The organism is Shewanella sp. 4t3-1-2LB (genome assembly GCF_017368415.1).
GTDB lineage: Bacteria > Pseudomonadota > Gammaproteobacteria > Enterobacterales > Shewanellaceae > Shewanella > Shewanella fodinae.
Genome location: NZ_JAFNJD010000018.1, coordinates 36,097 through 52,412 on the forward strand (window position 1 = coordinate 36,097; position 16,316 = coordinate 52,412).

Below are 16,316 nucleotides of genomic sequence, written 5' to 3' on the forward strand. Positions count from 1 at the left end.
AGGCCTATTGCTGTAAGCGACAACCGTATACACCATTGCCAGGCTGCACCCGCACCACCGCGTACTGTTGCTTGTCGTCAGCATCCAGCACTTCCAACGTCATGGGATGGACAGCATGGTTATTGAGGTTTAGATCGCTGATATATGACAGGTACTGCATATGCTCCGGTATCTGACCATCGCCCAGTTGCTCCTGCTTATCGCTGATGGCGATCTGATAGTTGACACCTGCTGCACCGCGGGTGATCTGACCGTGCATCATGACGCTGCCAGCAGGAGCACCATCGGTATGAAAATAACGGTAATTCACCAGCGCATCATGACCTGAGGCTTGCAAATCTAACAACAGAAAATACTGAGACTGCTGTTGATCATGGTGGTCGTATAGTTCAGAACTGCAATTAAGCAATAGCTGACGCGGTTGACGCTGACCGCCATAATAGATATTGACTACTGCCACTAATGCCAACAACGCCAGCAGCAGCCAAGGCCAGGCCTTAGTCACAGAGATGAACCCCCTGGAGCCATTGTTGATTGATGAAACCCATCTGCCGATCGCTATCGTCAGCTTTGATATTACGCAATGCCAAATGGCCATTACGCTCGCCTTTAAGGCTGATATTCAATATCTGTTTTTCATGGGAAATTGACAGATATACCTGTTGCCACGGGGATTTACTGCATTGCATCAAGGCAGCAGATACCGTGTCGGCAGTCGCTTGCAACAAGTGATTATTAACCCGAGAGTTAGCAAACAGCAGCAACTGTACCGATTGCCCAGATTGCAAAGTAACGGTCTGCTGTGCCAGTGGCAATATCGCATCGCTGACCGGAAATTTTTTGATGAAATAAACACTAACGCCGAGCATCAGCAGCAATAGCATAATCACCGCCACCATCCGAGGTGCGGGATTGATTTGCTCACCCAGCAAATACTTGGGTGGTTGAGGCTGAGATAATGAGTTAAGCATAAATTTCTGAATCATTTCCGTTATCAACACAAGGTTCTGGCAGCAGCCGTCAATACCGCTTTCTGCCATTAGCGCTCAGTATAGGCAGCGAAAACTACTGGTACTGTGATCCTGGTAACCGGAAATCATGTCTTTCTTAGAGCAACTTACGAAATAGTGATCCACACCAAAGCTTGGCAATTTATGTTTGTGAGTTCTGGATTTAACTGAAGTTGTGAGCCCTATGGCATACACCGGCGGGTCTCAGAATAACATTAGCAACGGCACACAATGCGCATCACTACCATCAAACAATGGCAATATGTCGTCTTGTAATTCACCGGGTCTAAGCTCAACGCAGTAGGTTGATAAGGCCACAAATCGGGGAGTTCCACCGGTAAATGGTGCCACAGTAGCATCATCACCAGCAGCGTTGTCGCGATAATGGCACAATAATGCCGCCATGAGATCCGCAGGCCACCAAATCGCCCCACACTCAGGCGGCGCTGCACACGCTCATGCAGCATATATCCCTCAGTGGCTACTCGCTCTAGCAACTGTCCATGAGGATCGTCTAGTTTTTGCTGCAACCGAGTGATCCCCCGCGCCAGTAACCGCTCATTGGTTGACCCCAGGCTCTGCAACAGCTGATAGCGAGATACCACTTGTTCTCGATGTTGCAGCAATACATTCAATAAGCGTCGTTCAACCACCCGCAAACGCTGGCATTCATCTCCGTCCAGAGCGCGCAGTTCTCCTTGCTGTGCGGTATACCAATAGTTCCCGAGTTGCATAGTTCACCTGTCATCGTCAATGATGTGATTATAAAAACAAACGGCGCCGAAACTGAGCGATTCAGCACGGCGCCGTGATTTTTATCCGAGAAGCGTGATCCTCTTCTCAGGCTGTCGGCAACAGATAAAATGCCGACAACTTATTGAAACAACTACTTAACTAAAACAAACTATGATTCAGCAACAGGTGCACCAAGATACTGGCGATGTAACCAAGTGCAATCACTGGAGTCCAACGCAAATGGGAACCAAAGGTGTAAATACCCCGCGCTTGCCCCATCAACGCTACTCCGGCGGCACTACCAATAGACAACAAGCTACCACCAACACCGGCGGTCATGGTCACCAGCAACCACTGGCCTGTAGACATATCAGGGTTCATCGTCAATACCGCGAACATCACCGGAATGTTGTCTACCACAGAAGACAACACCCCAATAGCAACGTTGGCATAGGTTGGGTTCCAATGACCATACATGGCCTCTGAAACGCTGGCCAGATAACCGATAAAACCTAGGCCACCGACACACATGATCACGCCATAGAAAAACAGCAGCGTGTCCCATTCAGCACGGGCAATACGGGAGAACACATCAAATGGCACCAGTTCGCCGACATTCGCCAGACGCTTCTCGTCGTGCTCATTTTCAGCTTCTTGGCGAATACGCGCTACCGCTTTGTTAAAGTTACGACGCAGATAGAAACCAAAGCACTGCAGCAGCCCCAGCCCGGTCATCATCCCCAGCACAGGAGGCATTCCCATAAATGAGTGAGCGCACACCGCTAAACAGATGGTGAACAGGAACAGCGCCACAATGCGGCGTGCACCGGGTTTCATATGGACTTTCTCAACCATGGCAGAGCTGCCGTGGTTGGAGATAAAGAAACTCATGATAGCCGCAGGCACCACGAAATTCACCAGCGCCGGAATAAACAGATCAAAGAACTGTGCGAACTGAACCACACCTTTTTGCCACACCATCAGCGTGGTGATGTCACCAAAGGGGCTGAAGGCACCACCAGCGTTGGCACCGACCACGATATTGATACAGGCAACCGTAATAAAGCGTTTATCATCGCCCGCCATTTTCATAACGACAGCACACATCAGCAACGCTGTGGTCAGGTTATCGGCGATAGGTGAAATAAAGAATGCCAGAAAACCGGTAATCCAAAACACCTGTCGCAGTGTAAAGCCTTTGCCTACCATCCAAGCACGCAAGGCATCAAACAATCTTCGCTCTTCCATTGCGTTGATATAGGTCATAGCCGCCAGCAGGAACAGGAATAACTCGGCATACTCCAGCAAATCGTCTTTGAATGCAGTTTCCGCGATATGCGGCATACCGTGCTGAGTATAAATAAAGCCAATAACACCCCAGATTAATCCGGCTGCCACAATCACTGGCTTGGATTTTCTGATGTGTAATTTTTCCTCCATCATGACCATCAGATAGGCCAGGACAAACATCGCGATTGCGAAATAGCCTACGCCGGAGTGGGTCAGTGACAACTGTGCCTCAGCTTCAGTACCTGCCATTACGGCGGGAGAAACCATGGCCAGCAAGCACGCCAGAACGACTGCAGGTCCTCGGTACATATGCTTCAACTTCATTTTTATCTCTCATTATGGGAAGGGATTTTTTATTAGAAACTACCATAGCCCCGGAGCAATCGTGATGGATGATCAGTAAACTTCTGGTGACTCGGCAAAGCAGATAATCAGTCATCCAGCGACGCGATCAACTGTTTTTTTACGTCATAATTCCATGCTGGGACAGAGATCACAAAGGCACCCTAAGGTGCCTTTTTGGTTGATCACAGAATCAGCGCCCAGAACTCAGAAAGAGTACAGCAACGTCATGTTGGTTTCTGTGTCAGTGCTTTTCTTGTCATCCAGTGGATCACTGTTATAACGAACAATCACTGCAAACTTCATCGCCAGTGCACCGATGATATTCGCCGTGACGGAAGTTTCGGAACGGGCGTCCAGTTTATCACCATAGTCAGCAACAAACATCTGCTTGAACTTGGAAGTTTCACTGATTTCCAATTCATAGTTCAACACACCATGTGCGACCCAGTTGGCTTCAGAGGTATAGCCCAGCTCCTGCTGCTGTTCGCTGTCTAGGCGCTGATACTGATAACCAGGACCAATTTCGCCATCTAGGAAACTGCTGTTCCCCTGATAGAGGCGGTAACCATAACCGGCCGCAGTATTGAATTTGTAGTCATAGCCTGTGAACGGGTCAACTTCATATCCGCCGGTGGCAAACATATAACTGCGGCCATCAAAGCGATAGTTGCCCTGAATACTGCCAAGATAGCGTTTGGCAGTCACTTCATCGGTGTCTTCCTTGTACAACCCTTCAATAAGATACTGATTTTCCCATTTGCCAAGTTCCTGCTTCATGGCCAGTCGTCCCTTAACTGAGGTAGTTTCAGTGTTACCTGTGGTCACTGTGGCACCTAACTCAGCTTCGCCGGCAAAGGTTGCATCGCCTTTCACAAAGTCGGACGCCGCGTGGGTACAGGGGGCAATGGCTAACAACGCGGCCATCCCGAGCAGTGATTTCATATCATTCTCCAATTGTAAAACAGATGTTTATCCCACTAAAAATCTGCTGGATCTTAACATTCAACGGCAAAAATTGTGAAATAAACCGCATTTATCCACAGCAAGCCATACAAAAACGTAACTTACCGCTAACGCTCTAGTCTTTTTTAGCGCAGCCAGGTGGATTTCTTCGCCGAAGCGTTACAATAGTCGCGTCGTACCGCACGCCATCGACACCTGTGCCCACAGGCTGTCAGGAGCGGTATGAGCCAATTTTACTGCCGGGTTCCCGGTTATTCTGTGTTGGAATTTTTAATGCGCAACCCACATCGTCAAGGGCCTGGCTCACTGTTTATGCTGAGCTGGCCATTGTTTATTGATCTGTCATTGCACTTTCTCACTGGTGCCATCAACACCTTCATGGTCAGCCACATCTCTTACCGGGAAGTGGCGGCACTGGCTGTAGGCAACCAAGTGTTCAGTCTGGCAATTACCCTATTCAGCTTTGTCAGTATTGGTACCAGTGTGGTGATCACTCAGTATCTTGGGGCTGGTGACAACGCCAAAGCCCGCACGGTCATCCACACAGCAATCAGCTTCAATCTAGTAGTGGGACTGTTGGCCGCAGTGGGAGTTATCAGCAGTGCCACACCGATTCTGACGTTGATGAATCTACCGCAGGACCTACTGGCGGATGGTCAGCTATATCTGATGATTGTTGGTCTGTGTCTGTTACCGGAGGCCGCCGCACTCTGTCTGGCGGCCACCTTGCGCGCCCACGGATATACCCGCGAAGCGATGTATGCCACTGCAGTAGTGAACCTGATAACCTTTGGCAGCAATCTGTTGCTGCTTTACGGCTGGTTTGGACTGCCGCAGATGGGGGTTGCCGGGGTTGCTATCAGTACCGTTGCCGGACGCCTGTTTGGTCTGGTGTTATTAGTCTGGTTACTGCAACGCAATACCGGTATTCGTTTATTGCCCACAGAGCTGCTGCGCCCACAGCGCGAGATGCTTGCGAAGGTATTGAAAATCGGTTTGCCCGCCGCCGGAGAGAATCTTTCCTGGTTGCTGCAATTCATGGTGGTAACTTCATTTGTTGGGCTGATGGGTGATCAGGCACTGGCGACTCACGCTTACTATTTTCAGATCTGTACCTTTATTATGCTATTTGGCCTGTCCATCGGCATGGGCAATGAAATCATCATCGGCCATCTGGCCGGTGGCAGGCTGTTTGAACTGGCTTATACCCGGCTACTGAAAACCCTCAAGATAGGACTGTTGGCCACCATTATTATTGCTACAGGCTTTGCATTGAGCGGCCGCAGTATCGTCGGGTTATTTACAGGTGATGAAGGAGTACTGTCACTGATCGCACCGCTGTTTTTTATCAGTGTCTTCATGGAGCCCGGTCGAACGTTTAACTTGATTGTGATCAACGCGCTTCGAGCAACCGGAGATGCCCGTTTTCCGTTGATGATGGCACTATTTTCCATGTGGGGTATTGCGGTGCCGCTGGCCTGGTTATTAGGGATCTACTTTGGCTATGGCTTGGTAGGCATTTGGTTGGCACTGGCGTGTGATGAATGGGTTCGCGGTCTAGCAATGTATTGGCGCTGGCGCAGTCGCCGCTGGCAAGGCAAAGTGTTGGTAGAGCCACTACAAGCGGCAACTCATTAACCAAAAATGAAGCCCCGAGGCATATTGCTGTCGGGGCTTCATCTCATCAGAGCTAAACTTCAGTATTAACTTGAGATCAGTGAGTAATCACCATTTCATCCAACAGATTGTCGGCATGGTCAAGATACTTCATCACCCACAACATATAACGACTGTCGACATGGATTGAACGATTGATGTCATCGTCATAGTTCCAGTCACCGATAATGCTCTCATATACCCCGTCAAACAGTAGTCCCACCAGTTCCGCACGGCCATTCAGCGTTGGTGAACCAGAGTTTCCGCCAGTGGTATCTACAGTCGACAGGAAGTTAACTGGCACCGAATCTAGCGCTTTCACGTAATAGTCGCCGTAGGCTTTATCTTTGATGAGCTTCAACTCAGCCTTAGGGGCATCGAACGGTTCAACGCCGGTATCTTTCTGGGCGATCCCCTGCAAACGCGTAAATGGCACAGCGTACAGGCCATCTTTGGGGGAGTAGCCTTTGACATTACCATAAGTGACACGCAAGCTGGAGTTAGCATCGGCATACACAGGTTTACCTAAACTGTGGTAATAGGCGATGATAGCGGCCATATATTGCGGCCGTACTTTCATCAGCTCACCATCCAGTTGTTTCTCAGCATCGCGCAGTTGTTTATTGGTGTCATACATGGCAACCGCAAAACGGATCATCGGATCTTTAGACTGTTCAAACTCCGCGACGGACTTATCCATCCAGCCCAGTCTGACACTTTTATCTGCCAATGTTGTTGCCGCGTACATTTTATCCAGTTGCTGCTGCAATTGTTGCAGATTGAGTTTGTCTTTAATACCAAAGAATTGGTCCAGCGCCGGTAAACGTTCGGTCTTAGGTAAGGCGGCATAGCGTTTCAACAACTCCAGTGTCATCGCCTTGTCCACTGAAGCAGCATAGCGCCGATCAATGCGCTCCAACCCAGAGGTGAAACGATTCATATCACGCTGCTGAAATCCCGGTTCCCGTTGCATATCGGGCAGTTGTTTCTCATGGGCTAAACGCAACAGACGTTCGGCAGTTGGCATCATGGTGGTGTAACCAAGATAACCGAGGATCAGATCTCGCTGCTGGTGTTGCTGCCCTTGCTGCACCAGTGTATCGAGCTGATGAAGTACCTTGCCATACTGTTGTTCACGCTGCTTATCTGCCGCTAACCATTGGTTCAGTTGCTGCTCCTGCGCCTTTTTGTCACTCAGCATCGACGACTTGCCATAAAACTCTATCATGGAGGTAAAGTTTTTAGCGTAATTTGCCAATCCTGCCAGCATGCTTTCGTATTTGATCCGCGCCTCACTGTCTTCAGGCGCGGTATCACGGATGATGTTGATCAGCGTTTCTCGCAGTTCTTTAGCTGCTGGGTAGTAGTGCTCGAACTGGTTTTGCACTTCTTCAGCAGTGCGATAACGGTTGGTACGTCCTGGGTAACCTGCCACCATCACAAAGTCACCTTCAGCCACACCTTTGGCCGAAACTTTCAAGAAGCTTTTTGGCTGATACGGCACATTATCTTGGCTGTAATCTGCCGGCTTGCCATCTTTGCCAACGTAGGCGCGGTAGAAAGAAAAATCGCCGGTGTGACGTGGCCACATCCAGTTATCGACATCCCCACCGTATTTACCGACGCTAAGCGCCGGGTTGTACACCAGACGCACATCGCGAATTTCCAGCTGTTTCACTAGATAGTATTCCAGCCCACCATGAAAACTGTACACTTGGCAGCGATAACCTGCCGCTTGCTCACAATCGGCCACCAGACTCTTTTCGGCCATCTCAACCGCAGTGTAAAAGTCAGCACCAGTTAACTTGGCAGTATGCTGATTTACTTTATCCGTCACATTGGTAACGGCTTCCGTAACATACACACGGGAACCTGGTGCTGCTGGCAGTTCCTCTTTCAGCGAATGAGCCAGAAAACCGTTCTGCAACAAGTTGTTTTCTGGCGTGGAATTATATTGCACCGAGCCGTAGGCACAGTGATGGTTAGTCACAACCAGTCCCTTGGGTGATACAAAAGATGCCGTGCAACCACCGAGGCTAATCACCGCATTCATGGGAAATTCAGTCAACTTGGAGATGGATTTTGGGTCAATCTCCAGCCCTTTCGCTTTCAATTGCTGCGCCATAGCTGGCAACTGATCGGGCTGCCACATTCCCTCATCAGCAAGCGCAGCAAAACTGGCTATCATGGTGCCAGCGAGAATTAGTTTTCGCATTAGTTTCAGTTCCTTTGGATAGATTTAATCGCTGCCCTGACAATTAGCAGACAATAAAAAAGTCGGGCTAGACCCGACTTTAACACAGATATAACAGCGCAGAAGCTGTCTGAAAAACTCGCTTACAAGACAGTGGCTATGGACAAACTCGCTTACAAAGCGCTTTAAGTTGCGGCATACAACTGCGCCACAATGATCACGCTCCCCATCAGCATCAGCAGCCATAGGGCAGCATTGCCACCACTAACCTGATAACCCGCAGACGCCTTAGAACGCTGTTTCATGGCGATAATGGCTGGCAAAAATACAGTTATCACCACCAAGGGGATCGCAGCAAAACCCAGCAAGGCGATAAAACCTTCCGGTACAAACAGCGCACAAGCCAGTGGTGGCAAAAACGTCAGCAACCAGGTTTGTGTACGCCCACCCCAGGAATTCTGAGCACGGATTAGTTCGGCGTTAAAGTCAAACAGACTCATGGTGACACCGAGGAACGAGGTGATCAGCGCCAGATCGGCAAACAAGCCAATAAACTTACTGATCAACGGTTGAGCGGAGATTTCCTGTAACGTGCTAATAAGTTTAGACAGCGAACCATTAAACCCGGCGATAGCCTCGCCACCGACAGTACCAAGCGTCACCAACAGCCACAATACATAACAAAACAATGGGATAGTAGAACCAATGAGCAGTACTTTGCGCAGCGAAGGTACATCACCATCCAGATAGCGCACGAGGGTGGCAATGCAGACATGGAAGCCAAAAGATGTCACCACCACCGGGATAGCACTGAGCCAAACCGCTGTTAGCGAATTGGTTGCCGCCCGCTGCGCCAGTGCGCTGTAGCTCACCTCTGGCAACAAAAACACCAATACCAGCGCTAACAAGACCACCATGGTAGAAAACAGTGCTCGCGACAGCTTATCAATCCAGTGCACGCCCAGCGCCGCGAAGCCACCCAGAATAAAGGTAAACAACAACACTGCTGTTTGATTGTCCAATACTATATCAAACCAAGTTTTGGCTTTTAGCATCAATAAATCCGCACCGCCGGTGAGATAAGCTGCGGTTAGCGCAAACAACAAACTCAGAAACGACAGACTCTGAACGATTTGCCCTTTACGCCCTAACGACTTACCGGTGATGACGTGCAGATTGTCACCGATACCCGAGCGCAAATTCACTTCCAGCATCAGCAACGAGGTATAAGCGGAAATCGCCCAGACGACGATCATCAGCATCAACGCGGGCACCAAGCCCATGGCGGCGGTAGCTAATGGCAAGGCCAACATGCCGGCACCAATGGCAGTACCAGCCACGATCGCAATCGATCCAACTATTTTAAGGTTCACGGACTAGATCCTGTTTGTCATTGTTATTTTTTGGGGTGGCCGGATTTTCCACAGTGGAAAGCAGTGACAATACGCGATTAGGCAGCAAATTGCGCTGATGCAGTTCCGAAAAATCGACACAGATTTGACATTATCAGAGCCATTTGCTGCGGGCAAGAATAGATTTATCTTTAAAATCGGAAAAAATATCGTTGATTATACGAACAATCTGCAATTGACGATTGCCGCAGAAAAATATCTGGATATAATGAGCGCCTCTCTAGTTCTTGGGGGAGTAGCCGACCCGCAACTTGTGGGTGCATTCATCAACAAACTTGGCCACATGCCATGGTGAATGCAGCAAGTCTGACTTGCCTGGCAAGACCTGAGCGCAGCGCACCATTTTACCGGGGTGAATGGCGTGTTGTGCCCGGTTGAAGGTCACCCCTGAGGATTGCATTTTGGAAGCGCTGTTCACTTCTGCTCTCTCTGTTGCGATTGCTGAAATCGGCGATAAGACCCAACTGCTGGCACTGTTATTGGCGGCCAGATTCAAAAATAAAACGGCAATTATTAGCGGGATCTTGCTATCGACCTTGGCCAACCATTTGTTGGCGGCTTGGTTTGGTCATTGGGCTATTACCTGGCTGACACCAGAACTTGCCCGTTATCTAATAGCCTTCAGCTTTTTTGCCATAGCACTGTGGATACTCGTACCAGACAAAGCGGATGATGAAGATAACCGCTTCTACCGTTATGGCCCGTTTCTGGCGACCTTTGTATTGTTCTTTCTGGCCGAAATGGGCGACAAAACCCAAGTTGCCACCGTGGTGTTGGCAGCTAAGTATCAATCCTTAGCTTGGGTGATTGCCGGAACAACCTTAGGCATATTGCTGGCCAATGTGCCAGTGGTGATAGCTGGCAGCATGGGTGCAGGTAAGTTACCAGTAACCCTTATTCATCGGATCTGTGCCGTACTGTTTTTCTTGTTGGGTATAGCAACACTGGTGTGGGCGTAAGTGAGCCTTACGGCCTGATTAGGTTTGCAAAAAAGAGGCTTTCGAGCCTCTTTTTTATTGATCCTGATGCTGCCTACTTTTTTATGAATGCTTCAACATTGCTTTGCTGCCCTGCAGCGGTTAATTGCCTGCCGCAGGCTTATGCACACGCATCCATGTGGCACGCTGCAAGTACATCCATGTAAGCTCGACGCCAGCATCCATGCTGGCGACGGCCACAAGTCCGCATGTGCTGGGAATTATCAGAGTACTTCGCCCAGAGCAACTGCACTTGAACGTTAAGTTACTCCATTCACACAAATTGAAATTGCCATTACACAATAATGTGTATGTTAGTTGACCAAATTTTTTTATCGTCACATATTAACTATCAATTGAGGAATAACTGGAAAGGTAACAACAAGGAACGTTATGAATAACATTCTCGAAATTGATTTAGACAAGAAATTAGAAATAAAAATCAACAACTGAACTACTCTGTAGTAACACCCTTGGGGGGGTATGTGTATGACGGTAATTGAGCGCTCGAGTCACGGATGTCTCAAGGTGGTGCAGAGCAAGGGAATATTAGTCGTACTTGAATTCCTGAATGTGAAGAGAAGGCTACCATTGGGTAGCCTTTCTCATGCCTTTTAATCACTTAGATGATTTACTAGGTTTTAAATCCGGGGTATTTCCTGGAGTTTTTTTATTATCGCGTCTTCTTTGATCTGGTTTACCAGTAGATTGGGCAATCGGTTTTGGGCCTGGTTTTAGTGCCATGATTTTATCCTTATTTTTACTGAGGTTATTTCCTCATAATTCACATAAGGACTAAAAGAAATCTTTCAATGGCTGCATGAAAAATAAACTAAAACATTTATCCATGGAGGAGGTTAACAACGATTAGGTTTAGAAAGTCATCAACGATTTGCACCAAGCTCATCAGGCAACACCAATTCCCCTTGGCGCGGCGAAGGTGCGTTGGGCAGCTATTGAGCAATCGAGTCAAGGATGACGAGAAGCGATGGTGAGTCATGGATGACGAATCAGCGCGATTTGCGAAAATGGCAAACCATAAGCCCGTAGCGTTTCGCGACATCGGGGCAGCAAGGGGATTTATAAGGGCAAATGCTCATCAATGATGAGTGTGCTCATGAGCGCGAGCCATGGATGGCGAGCTGGCCGTTTAACATGGATGTTATTCGAGGCTGATCAGCCCCCTTGTCTCGTAGTGTGAGCGCGAAAGCTCACGACTTTGCCAAGCGCAGCTTGGTATGGCGAAGCCATCAAGCTTTCGCAACCGTAGGTTGCAATCGCGCAGCGATAAGTCCCTTTGACGCCAGCCAAAAACAAGCCAGTGACTTCCCCGCATCGGCAGAGGCAAAAAAGCCCAACATTACCATTGGGCTTTCTAATCCACCTTAGGCAGAGCTAAGTTACTTAGCTAATGCCGCCATTACACGCGCGCCATAGTCGGCATCGGCTTTAGTGAAATGCGCCACCATCTGCAATTGCACAGCGCGGCTTGCTTGGCTCAAGGTGCCACAGATATTGCTGACCAGCCGCGCTTTTTCCGCTTCACTGAACAAGCGATACAGATTACCCGCCTGAGTGTAATCATCCTGATCGTAACGGCTATAACGCGCCGCTTCCCCCTCTAGGCGTAATGGCGGTTCACGGAACTCAGTAGCATCCTGCAAACTGTTGGCACTGGAGTTCGGGCCGTAGTTAGCACTGCTATCTGCGCCAGTCTGAATGTGATGGTATGGGCACTGCGTTCCGGCCATCGCTCCTGCGCGCTGATGATGATTAGCCGTCGTCGCATGTGGGCAGTTCACCGGCAGTTGGTTGTAATTGGCGCCAACGCGATAACGCTGGGCATCGGCATAAGCAAACAGGCGTGCCTGCAGCATTTTATCCGGTGACGCGCCCACCCCGGGTACCATATTGCTCGGCGCGAAGGCGGCCTGCTCCACTTCGGCAAAATAGTTCTGCGGCAAGCGGTTAAGCTCCATCACCCCGACTTCAATCAATGGATAATCCTGATGCGACCACACTTTGGTCAGGTCAAAGGGATTGATGTGGTAATGGTTGGCATCGGCTTCGGGCATGATCTGCACCTGCAATTTCCAGCGAGGGAAATGACCATCGCTAATGGCGGCCACCATGTCGCGCTGAGCATGATCAGGATCGATACCTTTCATTTTAGCGGCTTGTTCTTCGGTCAAATTGGCAATGCCCTGCTCACTCTTAAAGTGAAATTTCACCCAGAAACGCTCACCTTGGGCATTCCAGAAAGAATAGGTATGTGAACCGTAGCCATGCATCTGCCGATAATTTGCCGGAATCCCACGATCAGACATCAGCACCGTCACTTGATGCATCGCTTCTGGATTCAGCGCCCAGAAATCCCACATTGCCTGCGGATCTTTCAGATTGGTGTGCGGATTACGCTTTTGCGTATGAATAAAATCGGGGAATTTAATGCCATCCCGTAGAAAAAACGTAGGGGTGTTATTGCCGACGATATCGTGATTACCGCGGCTGGTGTAAAAGCGCACGGCAAAACCGCGGGGATCACGCTCGGCATCAGCAGAGCCCATCTCACCACCCACAGTAGAAAAACGTACAAACACTTCCGTTTGCTTACCCACGCCGTTGAAATGGTCGGCAATGGTGTAACGGCTGATATCGTTGGTCAGAGTAAAAGTGCCGTAAACACCGGTGCCTTTGGCATGCACGACCCGCTCTGGGATCCGCTCACGGTTAAAGTGCGCTAATTTTTCAATCAGATGAAAATCTTGTAATAACAATGGGCCACGCTCACCGACAGACAGGGAATTCTGATCATCTGCAACGGGGGCACCGTTCTGGCTGGTAATATAATGCTGGGTCATGTTGTGCTCCTTACGATTTTTTCTGGTTTAACCAAAGTTCGATCAAATCAACGATTGTGGCCATATGGCCTCCTGCAACAGCGAGCTAAGGCATCAGACGTTAAGAGCATGGTAGGTGATGCAAGAAAATCAATAAAACGATTAAAAGTGATTATCACAATCCAATAATTAAATTGATAATAAAACTGCTTCTGCACTAGACAGTGGATAGCAAGCGGGGTTAGCAGTACGCTCAGTGAACATGCCCGCAACAACAATAAAAGCAGCCGTAGCTGCTTTTATTGGACACAAATAGAGGCTGTCAGCCCGCGTGTTTACTGTCAGGACGGCGCACAACGGCGGCAGTCATACGTGACACACAAGTCAGTTCACCCGCACTATTGTAAATTTGGATATCCCATACCGAAGTGCGCTTTCCCAGATGAATGGGGCGAGCCACCGCTTTGAGTTCTCCATTGCGAGCCGCGCGGATATGGTTAGCGTTGATCTCCTGCCCGACACAGTAATACTGTTCAAAATCCACCGCAAAATTAGCCGCGTAGCTGGCAACAGTTTCAGCTAGGACCACATTAGCACCACCGTGTACCATACCGATGGGGTTGTGAATCGCTGGTGTGGCGGGCATGGTCGCCACCAGATAATCGTCACCTATCTCAGTAACTTTGATGCCTAAGGTCTGCATCAAGCTGCCTTTGCCGCCCTGCCCCAGATCTAGGCGGGCGCAATCCTCAAGCGTGACTTCTCTGAACCAGATACTCATAGTGTGTCGTTTCCTTATAATAATATCCCACGCCAGTTTATCGCCGCCTCAGCGCTGCGGTATCAGCAATTTCGCTAATTGACGGTCATGCGTCGCCGACAACGTCAATACCGCACAGATAGCCCCAATCAAGGCGAATAACATGTCAGATTGGGTATCCCAGACATAACCTTGGGTCCCAAGAAATGCTTCAGCACCATCGTTGGTCAGCACCGCAACCCACCATTCCACCAGTTCATAAAATGCCGAAAGTGCCAGGGCAAAACAGCAACAGAGAAAACTGCACCAAGCGCCGCGTTGCAGCACCTGTTTGCGCAGCAACACTTCTCGCGCAATCATGGCCGGGATAAATCCCTGAGCAAAATGCCCTAATTTGTCATAGTTATTGCGGCCCCAACCAAACCAGTCTGACAACCAGTCAAACAGCGGTACCTGGGCATAGGTGTAATGGGCGCCGACAAACAACACGCAACAGTGCAACAGAATTAACAGCGACAGCAAAGGCGTTAATGGAAATACCCGCCGACACCATAACAATAGCGGCACCGCGATTAATGCGGGTGTCGCTTCCATCCACCAGGTAAAACCATCATGCGGCTGCCATACTGACCACAGCAGTACCACAGCATAAAATGCCAGCCAAATCAGCGGATTCTTCAATATCGGCCCCAATTTGCAGATTGTTCATGATCTAAAATAAACACTTTAGCCATCCAGACCTCCACAGCAGCAAAAAAAGGTGCTAACGTGAGCTGACAGCTTGGGGAAGCTTAACACACTACACTTTGTTCACTAGCAGATTCATAAATTGAGGGGTACCGATATCATGGCGAAACACTCGCTGGACAAGGATAAAATCAAGATCCTGTTGTTGGAAGGCGTTCATCAGTCAGCCCTAGATGTGCTGAAAAATTCCGGTTATAACAATATTGAGTACCACAAAGGCTCGTTGTCTGGTGATGAATTGGCTGAAGCCATCAAGGATGCACATTTTGTCGGTATCCGCTCTCGCACCCACCTCACCAAGGAAGTGCTGGAGCAGGCTGAAAAACTGGTGGGTATCGGTTGCTTCTGCATCGGCACTAACCAGGTGGATCTTAAAGCCGCTGAGTTGCTGGGTATCCCGGTGTTCAACGCTCCGTTTTCCAATACCCGCAGTGTTGCCGAATTGGTGATTGGCGAAATTATCATGCTGATGCGCGGCATTCCACAACGGAACGCCTCTGCGCACAAAGGCGGTTGGATCAAGAGTGCGAAAGGCAGCTATGAAGTTCGCGGCAAAACCCTCGGCGTCATCGGCTATGGTCATATCGGCACTCAGCTTGGCATTCTGGCAGAAACCTTAGGGATGCGCGTGGTGTTCTACGATATTGAAGACAAACTGCCGCTGGGCAATGCCCACCAGTTGCGCTTTATGAACGAACTGCTGGCGCAGGCGGATGTGGTCAGTCTGCACGTACCGGAAACCCCACAAACCAAGCTGATGTTTGGTGCAGCACAGATTGAAGCCATGCGGCCTGGCAGCTTCCTGATCAACGCCTCCCGCGGCACGGTGGTGGATATTGACGCATTAGCGGCTGCGCTCGAATCCAAACATTTAGCGGGGGCAGCAATTGATGTGTTCCCAATTGAGCCCAAGTCTAACGATGACGAATTCCAGAGTCCGCTGCGTGGATTTGACAATGTCATCCTAACACCACACGTTGGCGGTAGCACCGAAGAAGCCCAGGAAAATATTGGCATCGAAGTGGCCGGGAAACTCGCCAAATATTCCGACAACGGTTCGACAGTAACCGCCGTAAACTTCCCCGAAGTATCGCTGCCACAACAACACGGCACTTCACGCCTGTTGCATATCCACCGTAACCGTCCCGGCATATTGCTGAAGATCAACCAGGCGTTTTCCGAAAAAGGCATCAACATCGGCGGTCAATACCTGCAAACCACGGCAGACATCGGTTATGTGGTGATGGAAGTCCACACGGATCAGGCCGCAGAAGCCTTGGAAGAACTGAAAAACATCGAAGGGACTATCCGCACTCGCTTGCTGTACTGAGTTTTGGTATCAGTGAATGTTTTGACGGGGCGACCATTCGGCGCCCTGTTTATTTAC

At 49.5% G+C, this 16,316-nt stretch carries 14 protein-coding genes and 1 riboswitch; of the genes, 3 read left to right on the plus strand and 11 right to left on the minus strand.

The window, feature by feature from the left end; translation table 11 throughout:
* Positions 1-4 precede the first annotated feature (4 nt).
* The 5 genes from J3L11_RS08535 to J3L11_RS08555 form a co-directional block, all read right to left on the minus strand.
* Positions 5-505 (minus strand): hypothetical protein, encoded by a 501-nt coding sequence (locus J3L11_RS08535; protein WP_133040208.1) that lies wholly within the window; start codon positions 503-505, stop codon positions 5-7.
* The gene (locus J3L11_RS08540; RefSeq protein ID WP_189617785.1) at positions 498-986 is read right to left on the minus strand and encodes a hypothetical protein; all 489 of its coding nucleotides are present in this window, start codon (positions 984-986) and stop codon (positions 498-500) included. The genes J3L11_RS08535 and J3L11_RS08540 overlap by 8 nt, the downstream gene beginning before the upstream one ends.
* A 239-nt stretch (positions 987-1,225) precedes the next feature.
* Complete coding sequence (locus tag J3L11_RS08545; RefSeq protein WP_207570742.1) at positions 1,226-1,744, minus strand: helix-turn-helix domain-containing protein; 519 nt, start codon at positions 1,742-1,744, stop codon at positions 1,226-1,228.
* Between the two features lie 160 nt (positions 1,745-1,904).
* On the minus strand, positions 1,905-3,359 hold the full coding sequence (gene nhaD / locus J3L11_RS08550; protein ID WP_189617783.1) for a sodium:proton antiporter NhaD: 1,455 nt from the start codon (positions 3,357-3,359) through the stop codon (positions 1,905-1,907).
* A 225-nt stretch (positions 3,360-3,584) separates the two neighbouring features.
* The gene (locus J3L11_RS08555; protein ID WP_207570743.1) at positions 3,585-4,322 is read right to left on the minus strand and encodes a DUF481 domain-containing protein; all 738 of its coding nucleotides are present in this window, start codon (positions 4,320-4,322) and stop codon (positions 3,585-3,587) included.
* A 243-nt stretch (positions 4,323-4,565) separates the two neighbouring features.
* Here J3L11_RS08555 and J3L11_RS08560 point away from each other — a divergent pair, with 243 nt between their 5' ends.
* Positions 4,566-5,981, plus strand: a complete 1,416-nt coding sequence (locus J3L11_RS08560; protein ID WP_242695158.1) for an MATE family efflux transporter — start codon at positions 4,566-4,568, stop codon at positions 5,979-5,981.
* A 76-nt stretch (positions 5,982-6,057) separates the two neighbouring features.
* On the opposite strand, the gene J3L11_RS08565 is transcribed toward J3L11_RS08560, so the two are convergent.
* Both J3L11_RS08565 and J3L11_RS08570 read right to left on the minus strand, forming a co-directional pair.
* On the minus strand, positions 6,058-8,214 hold the full coding sequence (locus J3L11_RS08565) for a S46 family peptidase (protein ID WP_207570744.1): 2,157 nt from the start codon (positions 8,212-8,214) through the stop codon (positions 6,058-6,060).
* 164 nt (positions 8,215-8,378) lie between these two features.
* The gene (locus J3L11_RS08570; RefSeq protein WP_133040214.1) at positions 8,379-9,566 is read right to left on the minus strand and encodes an aromatic amino acid transport family protein; all 1,188 of its coding nucleotides are present in this window, start codon (positions 9,564-9,566) and stop codon (positions 8,379-8,381) included.
* 257 nt (positions 9,567-9,823) lie between these two features.
* A riboswitch (yybP-ykoY riboswitch) is annotated at positions 9,824-9,921 on the plus strand.
* Between the two features lie 85 nt (positions 9,922-10,006).
* Between J3L11_RS08570 and J3L11_RS08580 the strand changes: the two genes are divergently transcribed.
* On the plus strand, positions 10,007-10,564 hold the full coding sequence (locus J3L11_RS08580; protein WP_207570745.1) for a TMEM165/GDT1 family protein: 558 nt from the start codon (positions 10,007-10,009) through the stop codon (positions 10,562-10,564).
* Positions 10,565-11,200: 636 nt separating this feature from the next.
* Here the strand turns inward: J3L11_RS08580 and J3L11_RS19530 are convergent.
* The 4 genes from J3L11_RS19530 to J3L11_RS08595 all read right to left on the minus strand — a co-directional run bounded on the left by J3L11_RS19530 (position 11,201) and on the right by J3L11_RS08595 (position 14,863).
* A complete protein-coding gene (locus tag J3L11_RS19530) occupies positions 11,201-11,326 on the minus strand; it encodes a hypothetical protein (protein ID WP_278250726.1) in 126 nt (41 codons plus the stop codon).
* Between the two features lie 656 nt (positions 11,327-11,982).
* Positions 11,983-13,443 carry a catalase KatB gene (katB, locus tag J3L11_RS08585; protein ID WP_207570746.1) on the minus strand — a complete coding sequence of 487 codons (1,461 nt, stop codon included), beginning with the start codon at positions 13,441-13,443 and terminating at the stop codon, positions 11,983-11,985.
* A gap of 301 nt (positions 13,444-13,744) precedes the next feature.
* Positions 13,745-14,203 carry a hotdog fold thioesterase gene (locus J3L11_RS08590; protein WP_133040619.1) on the minus strand — a complete coding sequence of 153 codons (459 nt, stop codon included), beginning with the start codon at positions 14,201-14,203 and terminating at the stop codon, positions 13,745-13,747.
* Positions 14,204-14,251: 48 nt separating this feature from the next.
* The gene (locus tag J3L11_RS08595; RefSeq protein ID WP_165900188.1) at positions 14,252-14,863 is read right to left on the minus strand and encodes a DUF2238 domain-containing protein; all 612 of its coding nucleotides are present in this window, start codon (positions 14,861-14,863) and stop codon (positions 14,252-14,254) included.
* Positions 14,864-15,029: 166 nt separating this feature from the next.
* Here J3L11_RS08595 and serA point away from each other — a divergent pair, with 166 nt between their 5' ends.
* Complete coding sequence (gene serA / locus J3L11_RS08600; protein WP_133040620.1) at positions 15,030-16,259, plus strand: phosphoglycerate dehydrogenase; 1,230 nt, start codon at positions 15,030-15,032, stop codon at positions 16,257-16,259.
* The last annotated feature ends 57 nt before the right edge of the window (positions 16,260-16,316 follow it).

Excerpts from the sequence above, each read along its gene's own strand:
- J3L11_RS08540 (WP_189617785.1), bottom strand. The coding sequence starts at position 986 with ATGATTCAGAAATTTATGCTTAACTCATTATCTCAGCCTCAACCACCC.
- J3L11_RS08545 (WP_207570742.1), bottom strand. The coding sequence starts at position 1,744 with ATGCAACTCGGGAACTATTGGTATACCGCACAGCAAGGAGAACTGCGC.
- nhaD (WP_189617783.1), bottom strand. The coding sequence starts at position 3,359 with ATGAAGTTGAAGCATATGTACCGAGGACCTGCAGTCGTTCTGGCGTGC.
- J3L11_RS08555 (WP_207570743.1), bottom strand. The coding sequence starts at position 4,322 with ATGAAATCACTGCTCGGGATGGCCGCGTTGTTAGCCATTGCCCCCTGT.
- J3L11_RS08560 (WP_242695158.1), top strand. The coding sequence starts at position 4,566 with ATGAGCCAATTTTACTGCCGGGTTCCCGGTTATTCTGTGTTGGAATTT.
- J3L11_RS08565 (WP_207570744.1), bottom strand. The coding sequence starts at position 8,214 with ATGCGAAAACTAATTCTCGCTGGCACCATGATAGCCAGTTTTGCTGCG.
- J3L11_RS19530 (WP_278250726.1), bottom strand. The coding sequence starts at position 11,326 with ATGGCACTAAAACCAGGCCCAAAACCGATTGCCCAATCTACTGGTAAA.
- katB (WP_207570746.1), bottom strand. The coding sequence starts at position 13,443 with ATGACCCAGCATTATATTACCAGCCAGAACGGTGCCCCCGTTGCAGAT.
- J3L11_RS08590 (WP_133040619.1), bottom strand. The coding sequence starts at position 14,203 with ATGAGTATCTGGTTCAGAGAAGTCACGCTTGAGGATTGCGCCCGCCTA.
- serA (WP_133040620.1), top strand. The coding sequence starts at position 15,030 with ATGGCGAAACACTCGCTGGACAAGGATAAAATCAAGATCCTGTTGTTG.